The organism is Pampinifervens navoyensis (assembly GCF_046159715.1).
In the GTDB taxonomy this organism is placed as follows: domain Bacteria; phylum Aquificota; class Aquificia; order Aquificales; family Aquificaceae; genus Pampinifervens.
The window spans coordinates 1-18,363 of the sequence record NZ_JBJXCT010000014.1 but is presented as its reverse complement, the minus strand read 5'-3'; the positions used below and the strand labels follow the sequence as shown (position 1 = coordinate 18,363).

At 47.4% G+C, this 18,363-nt stretch carries 15 protein-coding genes; 8 read left to right on the top strand and 7 right to left on the bottom strand.

Going from position 1 to position 18,363, the window contains the following annotated elements; translation table 11 throughout:
• Nucleotides 1–13: 13 nt before the first annotated feature.
• Genes serA through ACKRDP_RS09045 form a run of 3 tightly spaced genes read left to right on the top strand, consistent with a single transcriptional unit; the run spans nucleotide 14 to nucleotide 2,707 of the window.
• On the top strand, nucleotides 14–1,606 hold the full coding sequence (gene serA / locus ACKRDP_RS09055) for a phosphoglycerate dehydrogenase (protein ID WP_409154441.1): 1,593 nt from the start codon (nucleotides 14–16) through the stop codon (nucleotides 1,604–1,606).
• 13 nt (nucleotides 1,607–1,619) lie between these two features.
• On the top strand, nucleotides 1,620–2,165 hold the full coding sequence (locus tag ACKRDP_RS09050) for a Uma2 family endonuclease (RefSeq protein ID WP_409154440.1): 546 nt from the start codon (nucleotides 1,620–1,622) through the stop codon (nucleotides 2,163–2,165).
• Nucleotides 2,165–2,707 (top strand): Uma2 family endonuclease, encoded by a 543-nt coding sequence (locus ACKRDP_RS09045; RefSeq protein ID WP_409154439.1) that lies wholly within the window; start codon nucleotides 2,165–2,167, stop codon nucleotides 2,705–2,707. Before ACKRDP_RS09050 ends, ACKRDP_RS09045 begins: the two co-directional genes overlap by 1 nt.
• On the opposite strand, the gene coaBC is transcribed toward ACKRDP_RS09045, so the two are convergent.
• On the bottom strand, nucleotides 2,694–3,860 hold the full coding sequence (gene coaBC, locus ACKRDP_RS09040) for a bifunctional phosphopantothenoylcysteine decarboxylase/phosphopantothenate--cysteine ligase CoaBC (protein WP_409154438.1): 1,167 nt from the start codon (nucleotides 3,858–3,860) through the stop codon (nucleotides 2,694–2,696). The two genes, ACKRDP_RS09045 and coaBC, sit on opposite strands and share 14 nt — an antisense overlap.
• Nucleotides 3,853–4,740: an aspartate carbamoyltransferase catalytic subunit gene (locus ACKRDP_RS09035; RefSeq protein WP_409154437.1), complete on the bottom strand. Its 888-nt coding sequence runs from the start codon at nucleotides 4,738–4,740 to the stop codon at nucleotides 3,853–3,855. Before ACKRDP_RS09035 ends, coaBC begins: the two co-directional genes overlap by 8 nt.
• A gap of 20 nt (nucleotides 4,741–4,760) precedes the next feature.
• On the opposite strand from ACKRDP_RS09035, the gene ACKRDP_RS09030 reads away from it, so the two are divergent.
• The 5 genes from ACKRDP_RS09030 to ACKRDP_RS09010 all read left to right on the top strand — a co-directional run bounded on the left by ACKRDP_RS09030 (nucleotide 4,761) and on the right by ACKRDP_RS09010 (nucleotide 10,876).
• A complete protein-coding gene (locus ACKRDP_RS09030; RefSeq protein WP_409154436.1) occupies nucleotides 4,761–5,336 on the top strand; it encodes a DeoR family transcriptional regulator in 576 nt (191 codons plus the stop codon).
• Between the two features lie 9 nt (nucleotides 5,337–5,345).
• On the top strand, nucleotides 5,346–6,239 hold the full coding sequence (locus tag ACKRDP_RS09025; RefSeq protein WP_409154435.1) for a GGDEF domain-containing protein: 894 nt from the start codon (nucleotides 5,346–5,348) through the stop codon (nucleotides 6,237–6,239).
• The gene (locus ACKRDP_RS09020; protein WP_409154434.1) at nucleotides 6,214–8,094 is read left to right on the top strand and encodes a 2Fe-2S iron-sulfur cluster-binding protein; all 1,881 of its coding nucleotides are present in this window, start codon (nucleotides 6,214–6,216) and stop codon (nucleotides 8,092–8,094) included. The genes ACKRDP_RS09025 and ACKRDP_RS09020 overlap by 26 nt, the downstream gene beginning before the upstream one ends.
• Nucleotides 8,095–8,177: 83 nt before the next feature.
• On the top strand, nucleotides 8,178–10,139 hold the full coding sequence (locus tag ACKRDP_RS09015) for a ribonucleoside triphosphate reductase (RefSeq protein WP_409154433.1): 1,962 nt from the start codon (nucleotides 8,178–8,180) through the stop codon (nucleotides 10,137–10,139).
• Nucleotides 10,136–10,876: an anaerobic ribonucleoside-triphosphate reductase activating protein gene (locus ACKRDP_RS09010; RefSeq protein WP_409154432.1), complete on the top strand. Its 741-nt coding sequence runs from the start codon at nucleotides 10,136–10,138 to the stop codon at nucleotides 10,874–10,876. Before ACKRDP_RS09015 ends, ACKRDP_RS09010 begins: the two co-directional genes overlap by 4 nt.
• Here the strand turns inward: ACKRDP_RS09010 and dxs are convergent.
• From dxs to ACKRDP_RS08985, 5 genes are read right to left on the bottom strand one after another with little or no spacing between them, the layout of a single operon-like run.
• Complete coding sequence (dxs, locus tag ACKRDP_RS09005; protein ID WP_409154431.1) at nucleotides 10,869–12,755, bottom strand: 1-deoxy-D-xylulose-5-phosphate synthase; 1,887 nt, start codon at nucleotides 12,753–12,755, stop codon at nucleotides 10,869–10,871. The genes ACKRDP_RS09010 and dxs overlap by 8 nt on opposite strands.
• 42 nt (nucleotides 12,756–12,797) lie before the next feature.
• A complete protein-coding gene (locus ACKRDP_RS09000; RefSeq protein WP_409154430.1) occupies nucleotides 12,798–13,193 on the bottom strand; it encodes a hypothetical protein in 396 nt (131 codons plus the stop codon).
• Complete coding sequence (rgy, locus tag ACKRDP_RS08995) at nucleotides 13,193–16,627, bottom strand: reverse gyrase (protein ID WP_409154429.1); 3,435 nt, start codon at nucleotides 16,625–16,627, stop codon at nucleotides 13,193–13,195. Before rgy ends, ACKRDP_RS09000 begins: the two co-directional genes overlap by 1 nt.
• Before the next feature lie 21 nt (nucleotides 16,628–16,648).
• A complete protein-coding gene (der, locus tag ACKRDP_RS08990) occupies nucleotides 16,649–17,944 on the bottom strand; it encodes a ribosome biogenesis GTPase Der (RefSeq protein WP_409154428.1) in 1,296 nt (431 codons plus the stop codon).
• A 23-nt stretch (nucleotides 17,945–17,967) separates the two neighbouring features.
• Nucleotides 17,968–18,279 (bottom strand): GYD domain-containing protein, encoded by a 312-nt coding sequence (locus tag ACKRDP_RS08985; protein WP_409154427.1) that lies wholly within the window; start codon nucleotides 18,277–18,279, stop codon nucleotides 17,968–17,970.
• Between the last annotated feature and the right edge of the window lie 84 nt (nucleotides 18,280–18,363).

The window sequence follows — 18,363 nt, the reverse complement described above, 5'->3', positions numbered from 1 at the left end:
CTGGAGGTCTAATATGCACAGAATCCTTATTACCGACCCCATATCTGAAAAGGGTATTGAGCTTCTCAGGCGTGAGCCTGACTTTGAGGTGGATAACGAGCCAGATATATCCTACGAAGAACTGCTTGAGGTGGTGGGGGGTTACCACTGCATTATAACGAGAAGCAGGACTCCGGTTACAAGGGAGCTGATAGAAAGAGGAGAGAATCTCAAGGTTATAGGTAGAGCCGGAGTGGGTGTGGACAACGTGGATATAGAATCCGCCTCTATGAGGGGTATACTTGTCATAAACACGCCTGGAGCAAACACCATAGGGGCTACAGAGCTTACACTCTGCCACATGCTCAACGTGGTGAGAAATGCCCACATAGCCCACAAGAGTATGGTGGAGGGTCGCTGGGACAGGAAGAAGTTTATGGGAACAGAGCTTTATGGAAAAACCCTTGGAATAATTGGCCTAGGAAACATAGGCTCTCAGGTTGCCATAAGGGCAAAAGCCTTTGGTATGACCGTATACGCCTATGACCCATACATACCGAGGGAAAAGGCAGACAGGCTTGGGGTAAAGCTCTTTGACAATCTTCACCACATGCTAAAACAGATAGACATCCTTACCATTCATGCACCCCTGACCCATGAGACAAAGCATATGATTACGAGAAGAGAGTTTGAAATTATGAAGGATGGAGCAGTCCTCATAAACTGTGCAAGGGGTGGAATAGTGAAGGACGAAGACCTCATATGGGCTCTGGAGAGCGGGAAGCTGGCGGGCGTCGGACTGGATGTCTTTTCCGTGGAACCACCTCCGAAGGAGTTTGTAGACAATATATCAAAGTTTCCAAATGTTTCTCTGTCGCCTCATATTGGAGCGAACACCTATGAGTCTCAGGAAAACGTGGCGGTAATCGTTGCACAGCAGGTAATCAAGGCGCTGAGAGGACAGACGGTAGAGTATGTGGTGAACGCACCCTTCCCAGACCTCTCTGTCCTTACCCTCATTAAACCCCACCTTGACCTTGCGGAGAGAATGGGCAGATTCCTGGTGCAGTGGTCGGAGGAAGGTATAAGGGAGGTTCATATAGAGGTGAGGGGTGATATAGCACCTCACTTTCATCCTATAGCGTCGGCGGTGCTCATGGGAATCTTAAAAGAAACAGTGGACTTTCCTGTAAACATAATAAACGCCAGTTATGTGGCAAGAGACAGGGGAATAAAGGTAGAAGAGCTTACCTCAGAAGAGAGCGAAGACTACAAACATTACATCAAAGTGGTGGCGAGAGGCGACAGCACGGAGAGGGTTGTGGCCGGGTCTGTGCTGGAGGGGCACATACCAAGAATATTTCAGATTGACCAATACAGGGTGGATGTGGAACCAGAGGGTATAATGCTGGTTTTTGAAAACAGAGATGTCCCGGGAGTTATTGGGAAAATAGGCAGCATACTGGGTAATGCAGGCGTGAACATAGCAGGTTTCAGACTGGGAAGGGAAAGGAAAGGAGGTATAGCCCTTGGAATTCTCAACCTTGACGACCAGGTGCCAGAGGAGGTAATGCAGGAGCTCAGAAAAATACCACAGGTTCTCTTTGCCAAGCAGGTTATCGTGTAATAGATTTAGTTTCATGGAGGAAACAAGGACGAGGCTGACTGCGGATGAGTTTTTCAGGCTCTACCCGGAAGAGACACGTATAGAGCTAATTGACGGGGAGGTTTATGAGATGCCCGCACCAAGTGCAAAACATCAGGATGTTCTTATAAGAATACTCCTTCCTATGAGGATATATGCAGACAGCAAGTCGTCAGGTGTTGTTCTCACCGCACCCGTAGATGTGATATTTTCAGAGGATACCGTCCTTCAGCCTGACATAGTGTATGTATCTGACCAATCCAAGGTAAAGGAAAAGATACACGGGGCTCCAGACCTTGTGGTGGAGGTGGTCTCTCCGTCAACTTTTAAGAGGGACATAACCGACAAGATGAAGCTGTATGAAAGGCATGGTGTAAGGGAATACTGGCTTGTGTTTCCTTTAGAAAAGACCATAATGGTCTATGAGCTTACAGAGAAGGGTTATGAGCTCTTTTCCTACGCCACGGAGAAGGGCAAAGTAAAGTCAAGAGTCCTGCAGGGCTTTGAGCTGGAGGTGGAGGAGGTTTTTGGGGGTCTGTGATGGAAGTCAAGACAAAACTTACCACAGAGGAGTTCTTCAAACTCTATCCCGAAGAGTCCAGAGTAGAGCTCATTGATGGGGAGGTTTATGAGATGCCCGCACCAAGCTTTGTGCATCAGGAGGTAGTGGCGAGAATCTTTATCCCCATGAGGCTTTACTCAGAGGAGAGTAGGCTGGGTAAAGTTGTTTTCTCCCCGATTGATGTGGTGTTGGATGAAGGTAATGTTCTGCAGCCGGACATAGTCTTTGTCTCAGACGCTGGCAGGATAGGGAAAAACATACAGGGTGCACCTGACCTTTTGGTGGAGGTTGTCTCCCCTTCTACCCTTATCAGAGACCTTACTGACAAGATGAAGATATACGAAAGGAACGGAGTTCAGGAATACTGGATAGTCTTTCCCCTTGAGAAAGCCATAATCGTATACACATTGAGTCCAGAAGGTTATGAGCTTTTCTCATCCGCCGTAGAAAAGGGCAAAGTAAGGTCAAAGGCTCTCAAGGGCTTTGAGCTGGAGGTGGAGGAAGTCTTTAAGGGGCTTTAAGGAGGGTCTTTATCAGCTCTTTCACTATCAACTCACTGGCTTCGAGCTTTCTTCCAGCTTTTATATCAAGTCTCCTTCCATCTCTAAAGAATAGCCTTCCCTCGTAAGTTTCTGAACCCATACTTTCCAGTGGGTTTGCCACAATCAGGTCAAGGTTCTTTTCTTGAAGTTTTTTCAGAGCGTTTCCCTCTAGTCTTTCCCTCTCTTCCAGCGCAAAGCCTACCAGAAACTTATCCCCCTCTGACCTTCCCAGCTCAGCAAGTATATCGGGGTTTTTCACCAGCTCAAGGGTAAACCTTTCACGCTTTTTTAGCTTTCCTCCATAAACTTCAGACGGTCTGTAGTCCGCTACCGCCGCATTCATGACCACTATATCAGCCCAGTCTTTGAGGTGCATTACCCTCTCAAACATATCCTGCGCAGAGACAACCCTTATGACCTCCACCTCTGGAGGCTCCTCTGCGGTGGTAAAGCCTGCCACCACCTTAACCTGAGCCCCATACCACCTGAAAACCCTCGCAAGAGAGAAGCCCATAAGACCACTTGAGAGGTTGGATATAAACCTCACAGAATCTATAAACTCCCTTGTGGACCCTGCGGTTATGAGAACCCTCTTACCTTCAAGGAGTTTGGGTCTCAAGGCATACTCAACCCAGTCTAAGAGCCTTTCCAGAGAGGCAAGCCTTCCCTGTCCTTCCTCCTCACACAGGAGCTTTCCCTCCTCCGGTTCAATTATGATGACGCCTCTGTCTTTAAGCCTTTTGATGTTTTCCTGCACTGCAGGATTCTTATACATCTCCACATTCCCCGCAGGGGCGAGCATCAGAGTGCCCTTGTGAGAGAGGGCACAGGTGGTAAGAAGATTGTCCCCTATGCCCAATGCTATCTTTGAAAGGGTATTTATACTGCAGGGTGCCACAAGAAACAGGTCCGACCACCTGGGGAGGTTTATATGAAGAAGGGGGTCGTCCTCCCAATCCACATAGGCTCTGTTTCCAGAAAGAGCCTGAAAGGTGAGCCTGCTTATGAACCTTTCAGAGAAGGGAGACATGACAACCCTGACCTGATGTCCAGACTTTACCAGCTCCCTCACCAACTCACAGGCTCTGTATATGGCTATGCTTGAGCTTACTCCCAGAAGTATCTTAGCCATCCCTGAGAGCCCAGTAAAGGACTGCCATCCTCACATAAAGCCCCTTTTCAACCTGCCTCATAATAAGGGACTTGTCCGAATAAAGCAACTCACTGTCAATATCCACGTAGAGGTTCACCGGCCCAGGATGCATAAAGTAGCCCTTAAGCTTTTTGTATCTTTCTCTGGTGAGCCCAAACTGTAAAAAGTAGCTCTCCTTGCTTGCTATAAAGTTTTCCCTGAATCTCTCTTCCTGAAGGCGGAGCCAGATGCACAGGTCAGCCCATTCAATTGCTTCATCAACGCTATCAAATACACGCTTCACACCGAAGGGTGAAAGGTCTGAGGGTATAAGAGTTCTCGGACCGCAAACCCCAATCTCCGCCCCATAAAGGTTAAGAAGATAGGACCCAGAACGAAAGACCCGGCTGTGAAGTATGTCCCCCACATACACCACCCTCCTGCCCTCCAAAGACCCGAGGACTTCCTGGGCTGTAAAAAGGTCAATGAGCCCCTGGGTGGGATGTTGATGGGTTCCGTCTCCGGCGTTTATAAGGCTTATGCTCTCTTTCATATAATCTTCATAGGGGAAGAGAACATAAGGGATTCTGAAGACAATAGTCTTGAAGCCAAGAGCATGAAGACTTCTGACAGTATCGCGAAAGCTCTCCCCCTTTTCTATTGAACTTTCCCCTCTGCCTGCATAGTAAGTTCTGAGCCCGAGAAGTCTACAGGCCTTCTCAAAGGAAAAACGCGTCCTTGTAGAACTTTCAAGAAAAAGAAGAGCTACATCACCCTCAAGACTTTCTCTCTCACCCCTGCTAAATCTTTCAGAGAGGAATTTAAGTTTGTGAATATCCTCTCTACTGAGGTCTCTCACAGAGATTAGGTGCTTTGACATTTCGGGAATATAATTTTAACATGGACAGAAAGGAGCAGATAATAGAGCTCATACCCCAGGGCTATAGAAGCGTCAAAGCCCTCGCTCAACACTTTGGGGTATCGCTGATGACCATATACAGGGATGTGAGGGAGCTTGAGAAGGAGGGGAGGATTGTAAGAAAACATGGGGAGCTGCTTCTGAGAGAAGAGGCTGGAGAAGCAATAGAAGAGGCTATGCCCTCCTGTGCCTACTGCACAAAACCCATAGAGAAGAGGCTTGAATTCACTTACAGGCTCAAAAGAGGGAGGATTATAAGAGCCTGCTGTGCTCATTGTGGATTATTGCTTTACAAGAACATAAGGGAGGAAGATATTGAATCCTGTATGACATGGGACTTTATAAATTGCAGACCCCTCAGCTGTTTTTCCGCATGGTATGTGGTTGGCTCTTCTGCCATGCCATGCTGTTCTCCATCCGCAATAGCCTTTGCAAATAAGGAGGACGCTGAGAAGTTTGCCAGAGGCTTTGGGGGCATGGTGATGGATTTTGAGGGTGCAGTTGAGGGCATTGCACATCTGATGAAAAGGGGTTCTGTAGTTAAAATAAATCTATGAGGTTATGGTATGAAAAATTTAAAAAACGAAGAAATTCAGGAACTTAAAGAGCAAGAATTAAAAAATTTTATACCATCAGTTATAATTGATTCATCCTATAATCTAATAGCCTTAAATTCTACTGCAAAGAAGATGTTTGGTGAAGTTATAGGTAAAAAGTGTTACAAGGTTTTATACGGTTTTGAAGAGCCCTGCTATCAGAAGGGCATTAAATGTCCTGTATACGACAAGGTTGTAGACACAGACATAATAAGCATAGACTATGAAAACTATATAAGAAGCTATGGAAAGGTGCCCATGGGCGGCATATACTGGGAGAGTGTTATAAACATAACCAATGTGGACATACTCAGGTCAAGCATTATAGATTCTGTATCCGGTCTGTATAACAGGAAGTTTGCGGAAAGCTTCCTTGAAAAGAGCTTTACCCTCTGGACCAGGTACGGGCAACCCTTTGGACTTATGTTTATAGACATTGACAATCTCAAGGAGATAAACGATAGGTATGGGCATATTATGGGAGATAGAGCCATAGAAAAGATATCTGCATGTCTTAGGGTAATGGTAAGGTCATCAGATGTTGCTTGCAGGTATGGTGGGGATGAGTTTCTCGTTATTCTACCCAACACGAGCCTTGATGCAAGCGAACATGCGGCTATGAGACTGCTCAGGTGTGTGGAACAGATACAGCTTATTTTTCCTATTTCAGTAAGTATAGGGCTGACCCAGTCCCTCAGAGAGGATAGTAGCTTTAAAGACGTAATAAAGAGGGCAGATGAAGCCATGTATAAGGCTAAAAGGTCTGGAAAGGGCAAAATTGGGGTAGCCAAGTCAAAGGATGATATTTACCTAATTCATGTTGAAGGAGGAGTAGAGTATGAGCAGAGCAAAGATATACGTTGACGGCATAGAGTATGAGGTGGACAGAAGCAAACCTCTTCTTCAGAACTTGCTTGACCTTGGTATAAACCTTCCTTACTTCTGCTACCATCCACGCCTTAAGATTATCGGCGCCTGTAGAATGTGCGTTGTCTACAACGAAAAGACGGGAAGGCTCATGACATCATGCAACGTATACCCAGAAGAAGGTATGTCCATATCCATCCAGCACCCAGTGGTGAAGGAAAACCAGAAGTATCTTCTTCAGGCCTTTATGACCAGACATCCCCTTGATTGCCCCATATGCGACAAGGCTGGAGAGTGTGACCTTCAGAACTACGGAGCCCTCTTCGGTCCGCAGAAGCAGGTAGTGCCCGTTTCTGCCCTTGAAAAGGAGAGACATCAGCTGGACTGGGAGAGCGACTTTTTAGAGTATTATTCCAACAGGTGTGTAGTGTGCTACAGGTGCACTAGAGCCTGTGATGATGTGAACGGCGCCCATGCCCTCTATGTGGAAGAGAGGGGGTTTCAGGCAAACATAGCTCCAACCCTGAGACCCATGGATACTTCCATGTGTGAAATGTGCGGTCTGTGCGTTTATGTCTGTCCTGTAGGTGCCATAATATCCAAGCCCTTCAAGTACTGGACGAGGAGCTGGCTTTTGAAAAGAGATAAGACCATCTGTAACATATGCCCTGTGGGATGTGAAATTCAGGTAGAGTATGGCACGGGTGACTGGAGGTCAAAGGAGAAGGTTTACAGGACAAAGCCCACCGACGAGTTAAACATATGTGCAAAAGCCTTCTTTGGCTATGATGTGCTCAATCACGAAAGGCTCAGGTCTCCAAGTATGTTTGGCAGGGAGGAGACCAGTGGTAACGTAGCCAATTTCCTCTCTATGATAATGAAGGGGAAGCCAGAAGAAACTCTGATCCTCCTTTCCTCCTACATGACAGAGGAAGACTACAGCCTATTAAGGGAGCTGGTAAAAAGGACAGGCATTATGGTAAGCTCCACACTCTCCTTTGACCTGATGCCTTTCCTTGAGAACTACGGAGAGTACAAACCCGTAAGCATGGAGGAAATCAAAGATGCAGACTTTTATGTCTTCATAGGCGAAGATATAACCTCAACTGCACCCGTTCTTTCCTATTACACAAGGGGGAAAGTCTACAAGATAGGCAAGGTGCAGAGAGACTCAAAGTTTAACCCCGTTCTTATTGAAAAAGACCACCTTGAAAAGCTTGAAGGCAGAGGTGTTATGGTGTTTAACGCCGTGGGCATGCAACCATATGAAGCAGCAGAATGGGGAACATATCTGAAAAAAATCTGTGGGGAAAAGGGCTTTAAGCTCTTGCTTTTGCACGACAGCAACTTTCTTGGACTTATAAAACATATACCCCTTGACTGGCTTTCAAGCCCTTCCAGTGCTCTCCAGAAGGCGAAAAACCTCATAATCTTCGGTGAAGACCTGACGGATTATATAAGGATAGAAGAGCTTGAAAAGGTCTTTGATGGTCTTGAGCATCTTGTGGTCTTCTCACCCTTTGAGGATGGGATTGCCCAGTATGCACAGATAAGGATTCCCATGGCTATGATCGGTGAGCTTGAGGGAACTGTTGAAACCCTAATGGGTGAAGTAAAAACCCGGAGGTTTTTACAGAAAGCCTTCAACCACACGGAATTTCTCAGAAACCTCCTTGATTACATACCAGAGGCAGAGAAGGAGCCTGTGGTCCTCAAGGGAGGGCCTCAGCAGATTCGCAGAGAGGTCCACCTCTACAGAAGCAACTGGATAACGAGAAGGAGCGAAAACCTTACAAGACTGTATGAGAAAAACACTGCGGTTATGGAGGTGCTCAGATTGGGAAGCTCATAAGATTTCTTATAGCCTGCGCCCTTTGCGTGGCTTTTGCACTTGTGCTTTATTTAATTCTCTTTTAGAGGCATATATTAAGACCAATGGTGGGTGCTCTGGAAGAGTTTGTGGAATACCTTGGTATCAAACAGGACTTTGAGACCTTTTTATATGAGAAGGGTATGGAGAACTCAAGGGAAGCTCTAATCACATTCCTGCAGGAAAGGAATCTTCTTGAGGCTTATGAGAGATGGGTGGTTGAAAGGGACAGCATAAACCTTGTGGAAAGATACATAAACCTTGAAGACTGGGAGGTAAGGGAAAACAGCAACATGACCTATTCTCTTCAAGGGCTGAACTTTTACATAACCTCTTATGTGAGCAGGACCTATTGGCTTGAGAAGGTTTATCCGAAAAAAATAAGGGATGCACACCTGAGAGGTGATTTTCACATCCATGACCTTCAGGTTCTCAGCGTTTACTGTGTAGGGTGGGACCTCTGGGACCTTCTGCTCAATGGCTTCAGAGGAGTTCCCGGGAAGATTGAGAGCAGACCTCCGAGGCACTTCACCTCCGCCCTCGGTCAAATTGTGAACTTTCTCTACACGCTTCAAGGTGAATCTGCAGGGGCTCAGGCCTTTTCCAACTTTGATACCCTCCTCGCCCCTTTTATAAGGTATGATAGACTCAGCTACGAACAGGTAAAACAGGCAATTCAGGAGTTTGTTTACAACCTGAACGTTCCCACAAGAACTGGCTTTCAGGCGCCTTTTACAAACCTAACTTTTGACCTGAAAGTATCCCCCATATACAGGGAGCAGGCTGCTCTCGTAGGCGGGGAGCTGAAGGATGCGGTATATGGTGAGTTTCAGGAAGAGGTGGATATGCTGAACAGAGCCTTTTTTGAGGTGATGCTGGAGGGGGATGCCAAGGGAAGGGTCTTTACATTCCCCATACCCACCTACAGCATAACAAAGGACTTTGACTGGGAAAATCCCGTATATGAAGGCTTATGGAAGATGAGCGCAAAGTATGGTATTCCTTATTTTGCCAACTTTGTTAACTCTGAGATGAGGCCCGAGGATGTGAGGAGTATGTGCTGCAGGCTCAGGCTAGACCTGAGCAAACTTGAGAGGAAGGGTGGCAGCTTCTTTGGGGCAAACCCTCTCACAGGTTCCATAGGTGTGGTCACCGTAAATATGCCCAGGATTGGTTACCTGTCAAAATCGGAGGAGGAGTTTTTCCAGAGGCTTTCTGAGCTTATGGAGCTTGCCATGGAAAGCCTTGAGATAAAGAGAGAGGTTTTAGAGGAACTTACAGATAGGGGACTATATCCCTACTCAAAGTTTTATCTCAGAGAAATAAAATCCAGATTCGGGCAATATTGGAAGAATCATTTTTCTACCATAGGTCTTGTGGGTATGAACGAGGCGTGTCTTAACCTCCTTGGTGTTTCCATAGCAGAGCCTGAGGGGAGGAACTTTGCCATAAGAGTTCTTGATTTCATGAGGGAGAAGCTCCTTGAGTTTCAAAAAAGGACTGGTAACAACTACAACTTCGAGGCAACACCAGCCGAATCCACCGCTTATAGGCTTGCCAGGCTTGATAAAAAACTCTTCCCTGATATACTTGTGGCAAATGAGGATAACTACAGAAAGGGTGCAGAGCCCTTCTACACAAACTCCACCCAGCTGCCCGTTGACTACACCGACGACCCATTCCTTGTGCTTGAGCATCAGGAGGAGCTTCAGATAAGGTACACGGGCGGAACGGTTATACATTTCTTCGTTGGAGAGAGGATAGAAGATGTGGAAGCACTCAAGAGATTTGTAAAGAAGGTATGTGAAAAATACAGGATTCCCTACTTTACCATAACACCCACCTTCAGCGTCTGTCCGAATCATGGCTATATCTCTGGAGAACATGAAGCCTGTCCATACTGCGGCTCAAAGACAGAGGTGTATTCAAGGGTTGTGGGCTACCTGAGACCAGTTCATCAGTGGAACGAGGGCAAAAGAGAGGAGTTCAGGATGAGAAAAACCTTCAGGAGAGAGCTTATAGGATGAAAGATTTGGCTGGCGTATCTGTGAGTTCTGAGTATCCCCTGTGTCTTTTCAGGGTTGGTGGCTTTCAGAGGTTTACCCTTATAGACTTTCCCGGCAGACCTGCCTGCATAGTCTTCACGCAGGGCTGTAACTTCAGGTGTGGATACTGTTACAATGTGGAGCTCGTCCTGCCAGAGAAATTCGTTCCCGTCATTCCGTCAGAGGAGGTGTTTTCTTTCCTTAAGGAGAGGAGGGGTCTTTTAGAGGGGGTAGTTATAACCGGCGGTGAGCCTACGATTCAGAGGGGTCTAGAGGAGTTTGCTGAAAGGGTTAAGGATATGGGATATGCCATAAAGCTGGATACAAACGGAAGCCAGCCCCATGTCCTGAAAAGACTTCTGGAAAGAGGGCTTGTGGATTATGTAGCCATGGATGTGAAAGCCCCGCCCTACAAATACCAAGAGGTCTGCGGTGTTGAGGTTGATGTGGACAGAATACTGGAAAGCATAGAGCTAATAAAGGCCTCTGGGGTGGATTATGAGTTCAGAACCACCGTTGTCAAAGAACAGCTCAACGGTGAAGACATACTGAAAATAGCAGAGCTTCTGAGAGGCTCAAAAAGGTATTATCTGCAGAGGTTCATACCTGGCAAGACCCTTGACCCCTCTTTCTCCCAAAAGACCACTTACTCAGATGAGGAGTTTTCAGGTATTATAGAAGGTATCAGGGCCTATTTCCAGGAATGCTCCTTCAGATGATTACTCTGCCTTTTATAAATTCAAGCACCCTTTCCCTTATGCCCTCAGCATCTATACCCACCAGGTTTCTCAGCAGGTTCTGGTTTCCATGTTCTATGAACCTGTCCGGGATTCCGAGCGTGAGGACCTTCTTGCTATAGCCTCTTTTTGCCAGCCATTCTAATACCCCAGAACCAAAGCCACCTATAACCGTATTGTCCTCCACTGTCACAAAGATCTCATACCTTGCAGAAAGCTCCTCAAGAAGTTCCTCATCCATCGGCTTTACAAACCTCGCATTCACTACAGAAAGGTCAAGACCTTCCTTCAGAAGCTCTTCAGAAGCCTTTAGAGCCTGATAGACCGTGTAGCCCACTGCAAGGATTACACCATCTGTGCCTTCTTTGAGCACTTCCCAGCTTCCTACCTTTATGAGCCTGAAGCCCTCTGTGGGCACGCCGTAGGCAGGTCCCCTCGGATATCTTATGGCGAAGGGTCCGTTGTGGTGAAGGGCTGTGTAGAGAAGGTCTCTGAGCTCCTGTTCATCCTTTGGTGCAGAGACCACCATGTTGGGTATGCACCTCAGATATGAGAGGTCAAAGACTCCGTGGTGCGTGGGACCATCATCTCCCACAAGACCACCCCTGTCTATGGCAAAAACCACATGCAGGTTCTGAAGCGCCACGTCGTGTATGAGCTGGTCGTAAGCCCTCTGGAGAAAAGTAGAGTAATAACAGGCTACGGGCTTTAGACCGCCCGCTGCAAGCCCACCAGCGAAGGTGCAGGCATGCTGCTCCGCAATGCCCACATCAAAAAACCTCTCAGGAAACCTCCTGCTGAACTCCACAAGGCCAGAGCCCTCCTTCATGGCAGGGGTTATAACCACCACATCTGGGTCGTGCTCTGCCAGCTCTACTATAGCCTTTCCAAAGACGGAAGTCCAGGTTGGCGGTGATGGCTTTTTTATAAACTCTCCAGACTCCCTTTTGTAGGGTGCCACGCCATGCCAAGTGACTGGGTCGCTCTCCGCAGGCTTGTAGCCCTTGCCCTTTTTTGTGTATACGTGTAAGAGGACAGGACCCTCTATGTGCCTTACGTTCTCAAGGGTTCTTTCAAGGGCGGGGAGGTCGTGCCCGTTAACGGGACCTATGTAGTTAAAGCCAAGCTCTTCAAATATAACTCCTGGGGAGAGAAGCCCCTTGAGAAACTCCTCTGTAAGCTTCATCACTCTCAGGGCAGGGCTTCCCAGATGCTCCAGCAGATGCTTTACCTTCTGCCTGGTCTCCTGAACGAAGTGCCCGCTGAGTATCTTGCTCAGGTATGTGGATATGGCTCCCACGTTGGGTGATATGGACATCTCGTTGTCGTTGAGTATTACGATGAACCTGTTGGGTCTTAAATGCCCTGCATTGTTGAGTGCCTCAAAAGCCATGCCTGCGGTCATGGCACCGTCGCCGATTACTGCTACTACATAGCGGTCTCCTTCTCCAAGGAGGTCAAAGGCTTTTCTGAAACCAAGGGCTGCGGAGATGGAAGTTGAACTGTGGCCTGCACCGAAGGCGTCAAAGGGGCTCTCCTCTCTTCTGAGAAAGCCTGATATGCCACCATACTGTCTGAGGGTTGGGAAAAGCTCCTTTCTGTCGGTAAGTATCTTCCATGGGTAAGCCTGATGACCTATGTCCCAGACTATGGTGTCCTTTGGAGCTTCAAAGACTCTCAGAAGAGCAATGGTCAGCTCTACGGCACCCAATCCCGGCGCCACATGTCCACCGTTCCTGGCGGTCACTTCTATCAGATAATCCCTTACCTCTTCCGCAAGACGTTCAAGCTCTCTATAGTCATATCCTTTCAGGTCCAGAGGACCGCCGTATTCCTTCAGGAGTTCATACTTTTCCAGCATGCCTTATAAAGCTATGCCCTGTTTTTTACCTTTCAAGGCTCTTTAGGAGAAAAAGACGAGCCTCAGCATCCAACCTGTGAAGAACTGGAAAAGGGTCAGCAAAAGCCCCACAGCCGGGAGAATTATAAGCTTTTTACCTGCAGTCTCGCCTTTGAACCAGAATACCACAAAGGTAAGCACTGAGAAAACAAACACAAATACACCGTTCCACTTGTGGGGGAAGCCCCATATGAAGGGCACCTTTGACTGAACCAGAGGAACAGAAGACACACCAAAACCAAACAACACCGATAGCAGGGCAAAGATTATGAGAAGCACGTTCAGGTAAAGAGCATACCTCATCATATTCCTTGTTTTCAGCAGACTGAGGATGTAGAGAGTAAAGACAATAAGGGCAAGCAATATGGTAGGGTAGGAAAAAAGAGGATGCAACACCATCAGACCACCTCCAGCTTTTTATCCACTTCTATTATACTCCTGTAGAGGTTGTTGAGTATATCCACATAATCCTCCTTACCTTCCTCCACCCTGTCCATGAGCTCTTCAAGCCTGCTTGTGAATTCCTCTCTCAGAAACTCATGGACCTCCTCCCTGCTCTGCAGATAGCCATATACCTCCTTTCCCAGTTTGGTGGGAATTAGAAATCCCTTGTTCTCTATTACATAGCCTCTTTCTAATAGCTTTTCCACTATGCTGGCGTAGGTGGAGGGTCTTCCTATACCTCTTTTTTTCATTTCCTGCACGAGCTCTCCGTGGGTATAAAGGTATGCCTTTGGTTGTGAAAGAAGTTGTTTCTTCCGAGAGACATCTAAAACCCCAATCAGAGGGCTGTAAAGGTCAATTGTGACCAGTCTGTTCCATCCATCCTCAAGCACCTCAGCTGGCACTTCAAGCTCTAACTCTCCACCAGAAGTCTGAATACCGAGCCTGTATACCCTGAGTTTTACGGGCTTCATCTGGCTTGCCATGAACCGTCTGAAGATAAGCTCGTAAAGCTGAAGGTGTTCTCTGGTCAGCCCTTCCGTCTGACCGCTCAGAAACAGGGTTCTGAGCTCCTCCGGGTCTATGCTCCTCGTTGGTCTTATGCACTCGTGGGCTCCACCCTCGCCCCATGCCCTTGGATGGAAATAAGCTTCTCCAAACTCTTCCCCTATATACTGCCTTGCTATACCTATGCCGTAGTCAGATACCCTTGTGGAGTCAGTCCTGTGGTAGGTGATGTATCCAAGCTCAAAAAGCGTCTGGGCCAGGCTCATGGTCTTTGGAAGGGACCATCTGTATGCGTCGCTGGCAGACTTGAGCATGGTGTCTGTGCTGAAGGGGGGTGGAGGGTTTCTGAGCTCTTCTCTCTGCTCCTTTAATTCAACTCTTATTTGTGAAAGTCTGGAGTAAAACTCCTCCGCAGCCTCCTTTTTCTCAAAGCTCCATTCTACCCTGAGCTTGCCCCTTTCATCAATGGTGACCACAACCCTGTATACCTTCTGTCTGTATTCTTTCTCCCTCTCTATTATCCAGCCGAGGACAGGCGTCTGAACTCTTCCAGCAGAGAGCCACTGCTTTCCAAAGGCACTCTGAAGGAGCTTTGAAAACTCAAAGCCCACCCATCTGTCCGCCACCCTCCTGAGAACCTGTGCCTTCACAAGATTGAGGTTAAAATCTCTGCTCTCCCTGAGGGCTTTCATTATGGCCTTCTTTGTAACCTCGTGGAACTCCATCCTTTTTATGTTGGGGTTATATGCTCTCAATATTTCCCCCACATCCCAGCCTATCTTCTCGCCCTCTGTATCGGGGTCTGTGGCTATCAGAACCTCCTGAGCTTCTATGGCCATTCGCCTCAGGCTCTGGACTATCTTTTCCTTTCCCTCAATTACCTCATAAACCGGCGTGGGCTTTCCGTTCATGTAAACTCCATGAAAACCTTCTTCCTTGTTGAGGTCAAGCACATGTCCCAGGCTTGCAGTTATCATCACATATCTGTCCTCTGTGGAGGTTTCCAGAAGCTCGTGCTCTCCCACTCTTCTTCTGACCGCCTTGCCAAAGAAACCCGCTATTGTCCTCGCCTTGTTGGGAGACTCCACCACTACAAGCACGGGCTTTAGAAGCTCTTTGCTCTCTGGCATTTCCTCACCGGCAAGAAACCTCTTTATTTTTTCCCTATCTCTGTCCACTTCCTCCCGAATCCCCCCAATCTCCTCCTTCCTGAAGACCCTGAACTCTATATCTTCGTTGAACCACTTTACCTTTTTTATCAGATGTCTGAAGGCTCTTGGGTCATCAACAAGAACCAAGCTTATGCCCCTGCTTATACCCCCTGCAAACATGCGAGAAGTCCTTCCGCTCGCCTGAAGGTAGCCCGTGGCATCGGAGACCACCATCTGATAGCCCTCTTCTGTCTTCCTTAAGGTTATCTCCTCCGAGGCCTGCATGAGCTCAAGAAGCTCCTCTGAGGCGAGGAAACTGCCTACCTCTTCCCTCAGCCTGTCTATCTTCTTTAGGAGCTCAGGCTTGTCCCTGAGGAAATCTTCGCTGAGATACTGATATCTTCTCAGGCTTTCAAGCCAGCGGTCCACTTCTCTGAGCTTATGGGGTATTTTTTTAGCAAGGAGGCTTCTGATAGACATTAGAGCCCACAGAATGTGGGAAAGGTTTTGCTCAAACTTCAGAGATATAACTATCTTGGGAACACCGTAAAAAAGGGCATACCTTATCACATGAGGAAGGTCTATACCTCTGGCAAGTGGGTTTCTGTAAGAGGCTATGCCCACAAGGAGGTCAACCTTACCTTCTTCGTATTCCCTGAGCACACCGTCGTCTACCTTTTCATAGGACACCGCCCTTATGCCCCTCTCCTGAAGGTAGGAAACAACCTCCTCCACAAACTCCTTTTTCCTGTCTGAGGGAACAAAAAGCAGTCCACCCTTTCCCAGAAGTCTTATCCAGTCTTCTAAGGGTGTTGAGTTTATATCCTCATACAGGTCAACCACATTTCTGAGATAGAAGGTGGGAGTTCCCACCTCAAAGCCAAGAAGTTCCCTGAAGAGCTTTATCCTGCTTGAGCGAGGGTTTGAGGTGGCAGAGGAGACCACGAGAACCCCCCTCCTTTTTTCAGAAGCTTCTCTGACCCTCTGAGAGAGCTCCCTTATACTTTCCCAGTCCTCCTCTTCCTTGTTCCTTCTTTCCTTTAACCTTATGAGCCTCATGGCAAGGTCTATGTCTTCTTCTGAAAAACCCAGAAGAAGTAGAAGCTTGTCTATGTTTTTTGCAGTTTTCAGAAAGGAGTCCACATCGTCAACAAACACAAAGTGAAAGCCCTTGGGTATTATTTCCTGATTTCTATACAGAAACATGGAGGTGCTCACAAGCACCTTAAAGTCTCCTTCCTGAAGTCTTGCCTTTTTGAGGTCCTTTTGCTTCTGGCTTTCCTCTGAAAAGTAGAGTATGTTTTCTTCCTCAAGACCAAAATTGATAAGTTTCTGAACCGCCTGCTCCACAAGAACGCGAGTGGGAAGTATTATGTAAGACCTTTTACCCTTCTTCGCCAGATAACTTGCCATGGAAAGACCAAAGGAGGTTTTGCCCACTCCTGTGGGTGCGAGAAGTCCAAAGGAGTTTCCAAGAAAGACCCTTTTTGCCCAGCTGAGCTGAAGGCTCCAGGGCTTTAACTTCAGATAGCCTTCAAAGTGTTCCTCCCAAGACCTTAGCTCCTCCTCCACGTTACACAGCCTTGTAAGCTCCCCCTCTCTCACAAGGCTCTTACAGTAGTCTCCACTTCCTGGCATGCACCTCTCGCAGGGAAGTCCGAGCTCAAGTCTTTCTGAGCTTATGTCTCCACCGCAGTTGGGGCAGAGCTTCTTAAAGAGGCTTTTTATCATAGTCCTTTATTTTATAGCAGTTTAACCTTCTTCCCTTCCCTTAAGCACAAGCCTTAGAGGTGCGTTCTTTATGCCGAGGTGCTCCCTCAGCCTTCTTTCAAAGAATCTCAGATAGTCCTTCCTCCACAGCTCAGGGTCATTTGTAAAGAGCACCACCGTGGGTGGTCTTGTGCTTTCCTGAAAGGCGTAATAAACCTTTACTTCTTTCCCCTTCTGAGAGGGTGGGTGTTTTTCCCTGAGAACCTTTTCCACCGCCCTGTTTACAAAGGAGGTTTTGTGCTGGACATTGTAGTCTTCCCATACAGACTCACAGGCTCTCATAAGCTCCTGAACGCCCTGACCTTTGACTGCAGAGGTCAGCACCACAGGTGCAAAGTCAAGAAAGTAAAGCTCCCTTCTTATGTAGGCTTCTATTTCTCTCCTGCCTGCCTTCACAAGGTCCACCTTGTTGCCCACAATCACGCATCCCCTGTGCCTTCTTTCTATAAGACCTCCGATTTTCTTGTCCTGGTCTGTTATGCCTTCAGAGAGGTCAAGCACCAGGCAGGAAATGTCAGAAAGTTCTATTGCCTTTATGGACCTTCCCACAGAAAAGAATTCAACTCCATACTCAACCCTGCTCCTTCTTCTAATGCCGGCAGTGTCTACAAGGACAAAGTCCTTTCCATCAAAGGAGAAGGGAACTTCAATAGAGTCCCTTGTGGTTCCCGGGACTGGTGATACCACAACCCTTTCTTCTCTGAGTATGGCATTGAGCAGCGATGATTTTCCCACGTTGGGTCTTCCCACAAGGGCTATGCGTATGCCTTCCATAACTCTTGCCCCTTCCTCCGGAAGGAGCTCCACGAGGTTGTTCAGTAGCTCACCCACACCCCTTCCGTGCTGAGCAGACAGAGGAAAGACTCTTTCAAAGCCGAGAGAGTAAAATTCGTAAACTCTTTCCTCAAACCTGCCGTTGTCAATCTTGTTTACTGCAAGGAAAACCCTTTCCTTGTAGGGATATAGCAGCTGGGCAATATACTGGTCTCCTGCCGTGAGACCCTCCCTGCCATCTACCACGAAGATTATGGCTTTTGCCTCAGCCAGAACTCTCTGAATCTGTCTTTTTATGCTCTCTGTTATCTCATCACCTCTTTCAAGAACTCCACCCGTATCCGCCACCGTGAAGCTTTTGCCCTGCCAGTGTGCCACACCCTCCACCACATCTCTCGTGACTCCAGGCATATCATGAACGATGCTTTTGCGTCTTCTCACGAGTCTGTTGAAGAGGGTAGACTTCCCCACATTTGGTCTTCCCACTATAAGAACCTCAGCCATAAGGTGAAAAGTTTAAATCAAACTCAGCTGTAATCTATCTTTATTTTGCCTATTATATCCTTGAAGTCTTTCCACTCTATTGCGGGCCAGGTTTCAGTGGTTGCATGACCAAAGGACCTGACAATCATGGCTACCTTTGCAGCTTCTTCGTCATTTGGAGCTTCAAATATGTCAAGGTAGTCGTAGGGTCCAAAGACGACAAGGTTCATAAGCCATTTTACGTTTGGACAGTTCTCTTCGATGAGCTTTTCAGCGTGCTGTTCAATCTCCTTGAGTTTTTCAAGGTTTTTGACTGCGTAGGGAGATATTTTAGTTAGCATCACGTATACACCCATGACATTTCCTCCGCAAAGAAATTTTCAAGTTTTAAGAAATTTTCAAGTTTTTTAGGGTTTTTCACAGGTATTCCCAGGGCTATC

What these genes read in the sequence shown, in the direction of transcription:
- serA (WP_409154441.1), top strand. Translation starts at nt 14, where the DNA reads ATGCACAGAATCCTTATTACCGACCCCATATCTGAAAAGGGTATTGAG.
- ACKRDP_RS09050 (WP_409154440.1), top strand. Translation starts at nt 1,620, where the DNA reads ATGGAGGAAACAAGGACGAGGCTGACTGCGGATGAGTTTTTCAGGCTC.
- ACKRDP_RS09045 (WP_409154439.1), top strand. Translation starts at nt 2,165, where the DNA reads ATGGAAGTCAAGACAAAACTTACCACAGAGGAGTTCTTCAAACTCTAT.
- coaBC (WP_409154438.1), bottom strand. Translation starts at nt 3,860, where the DNA reads ATGGCTAAGATACTTCTGGGAGTAAGCTCAAGCATAGCCATATACAGA.
- ACKRDP_RS09035 (WP_409154437.1), bottom strand. Translation starts at nt 4,740, where the DNA reads ATGTCAAAGCACCTAATCTCTGTGAGAGACCTCAGTAGAGAGGATATT.
- ACKRDP_RS09030 (WP_409154436.1), top strand. Translation starts at nt 4,761, where the DNA reads ATGGACAGAAAGGAGCAGATAATAGAGCTCATACCCCAGGGCTATAGA.
- ACKRDP_RS09025 (WP_409154435.1), top strand. Translation starts at nt 5,346, where the DNA reads ATGAAAAATTTAAAAAACGAAGAAATTCAGGAACTTAAAGAGCAAGAA.
- ACKRDP_RS09020 (WP_409154434.1), top strand. Translation starts at nt 6,214, where the DNA reads ATGAGCAGAGCAAAGATATACGTTGACGGCATAGAGTATGAGGTGGAC.
- ACKRDP_RS09015 (WP_409154433.1), top strand. Translation starts at nt 8,178, where the DNA reads ATGGTGGGTGCTCTGGAAGAGTTTGTGGAATACCTTGGTATCAAACAG.
- ACKRDP_RS09010 (WP_409154432.1), top strand. Translation starts at nt 10,136, where the DNA reads ATGAAAGATTTGGCTGGCGTATCTGTGAGTTCTGAGTATCCCCTGTGT.
- dxs (WP_409154431.1), bottom strand. Translation starts at nt 12,755, where the DNA reads ATGCTGGAAAAGTATGAACTCCTGAAGGAATACGGCGGTCCTCTGGAC.
- ACKRDP_RS09000 (WP_409154430.1), bottom strand. Translation starts at nt 13,193, where the DNA reads ATGGTGTTGCATCCTCTTTTTTCCTACCCTACCATATTGCTTGCCCTT.
- rgy (WP_409154429.1), bottom strand. Translation starts at nt 16,627, where the DNA reads ATGATAAAAAGCCTCTTTAAGAAGCTCTGCCCCAACTGCGGTGGAGAC.
- der (WP_409154428.1), bottom strand. Translation starts at nt 17,944, where the DNA reads ATGGCTGAGGTTCTTATAGTGGGAAGACCAAATGTGGGGAAGTCTACC.
- ACKRDP_RS08985 (WP_409154427.1), bottom strand. Translation starts at nt 18,279, where the DNA reads ATGGGTGTATACGTGATGCTAACTAAAATATCTCCCTACGCAGTCAAA.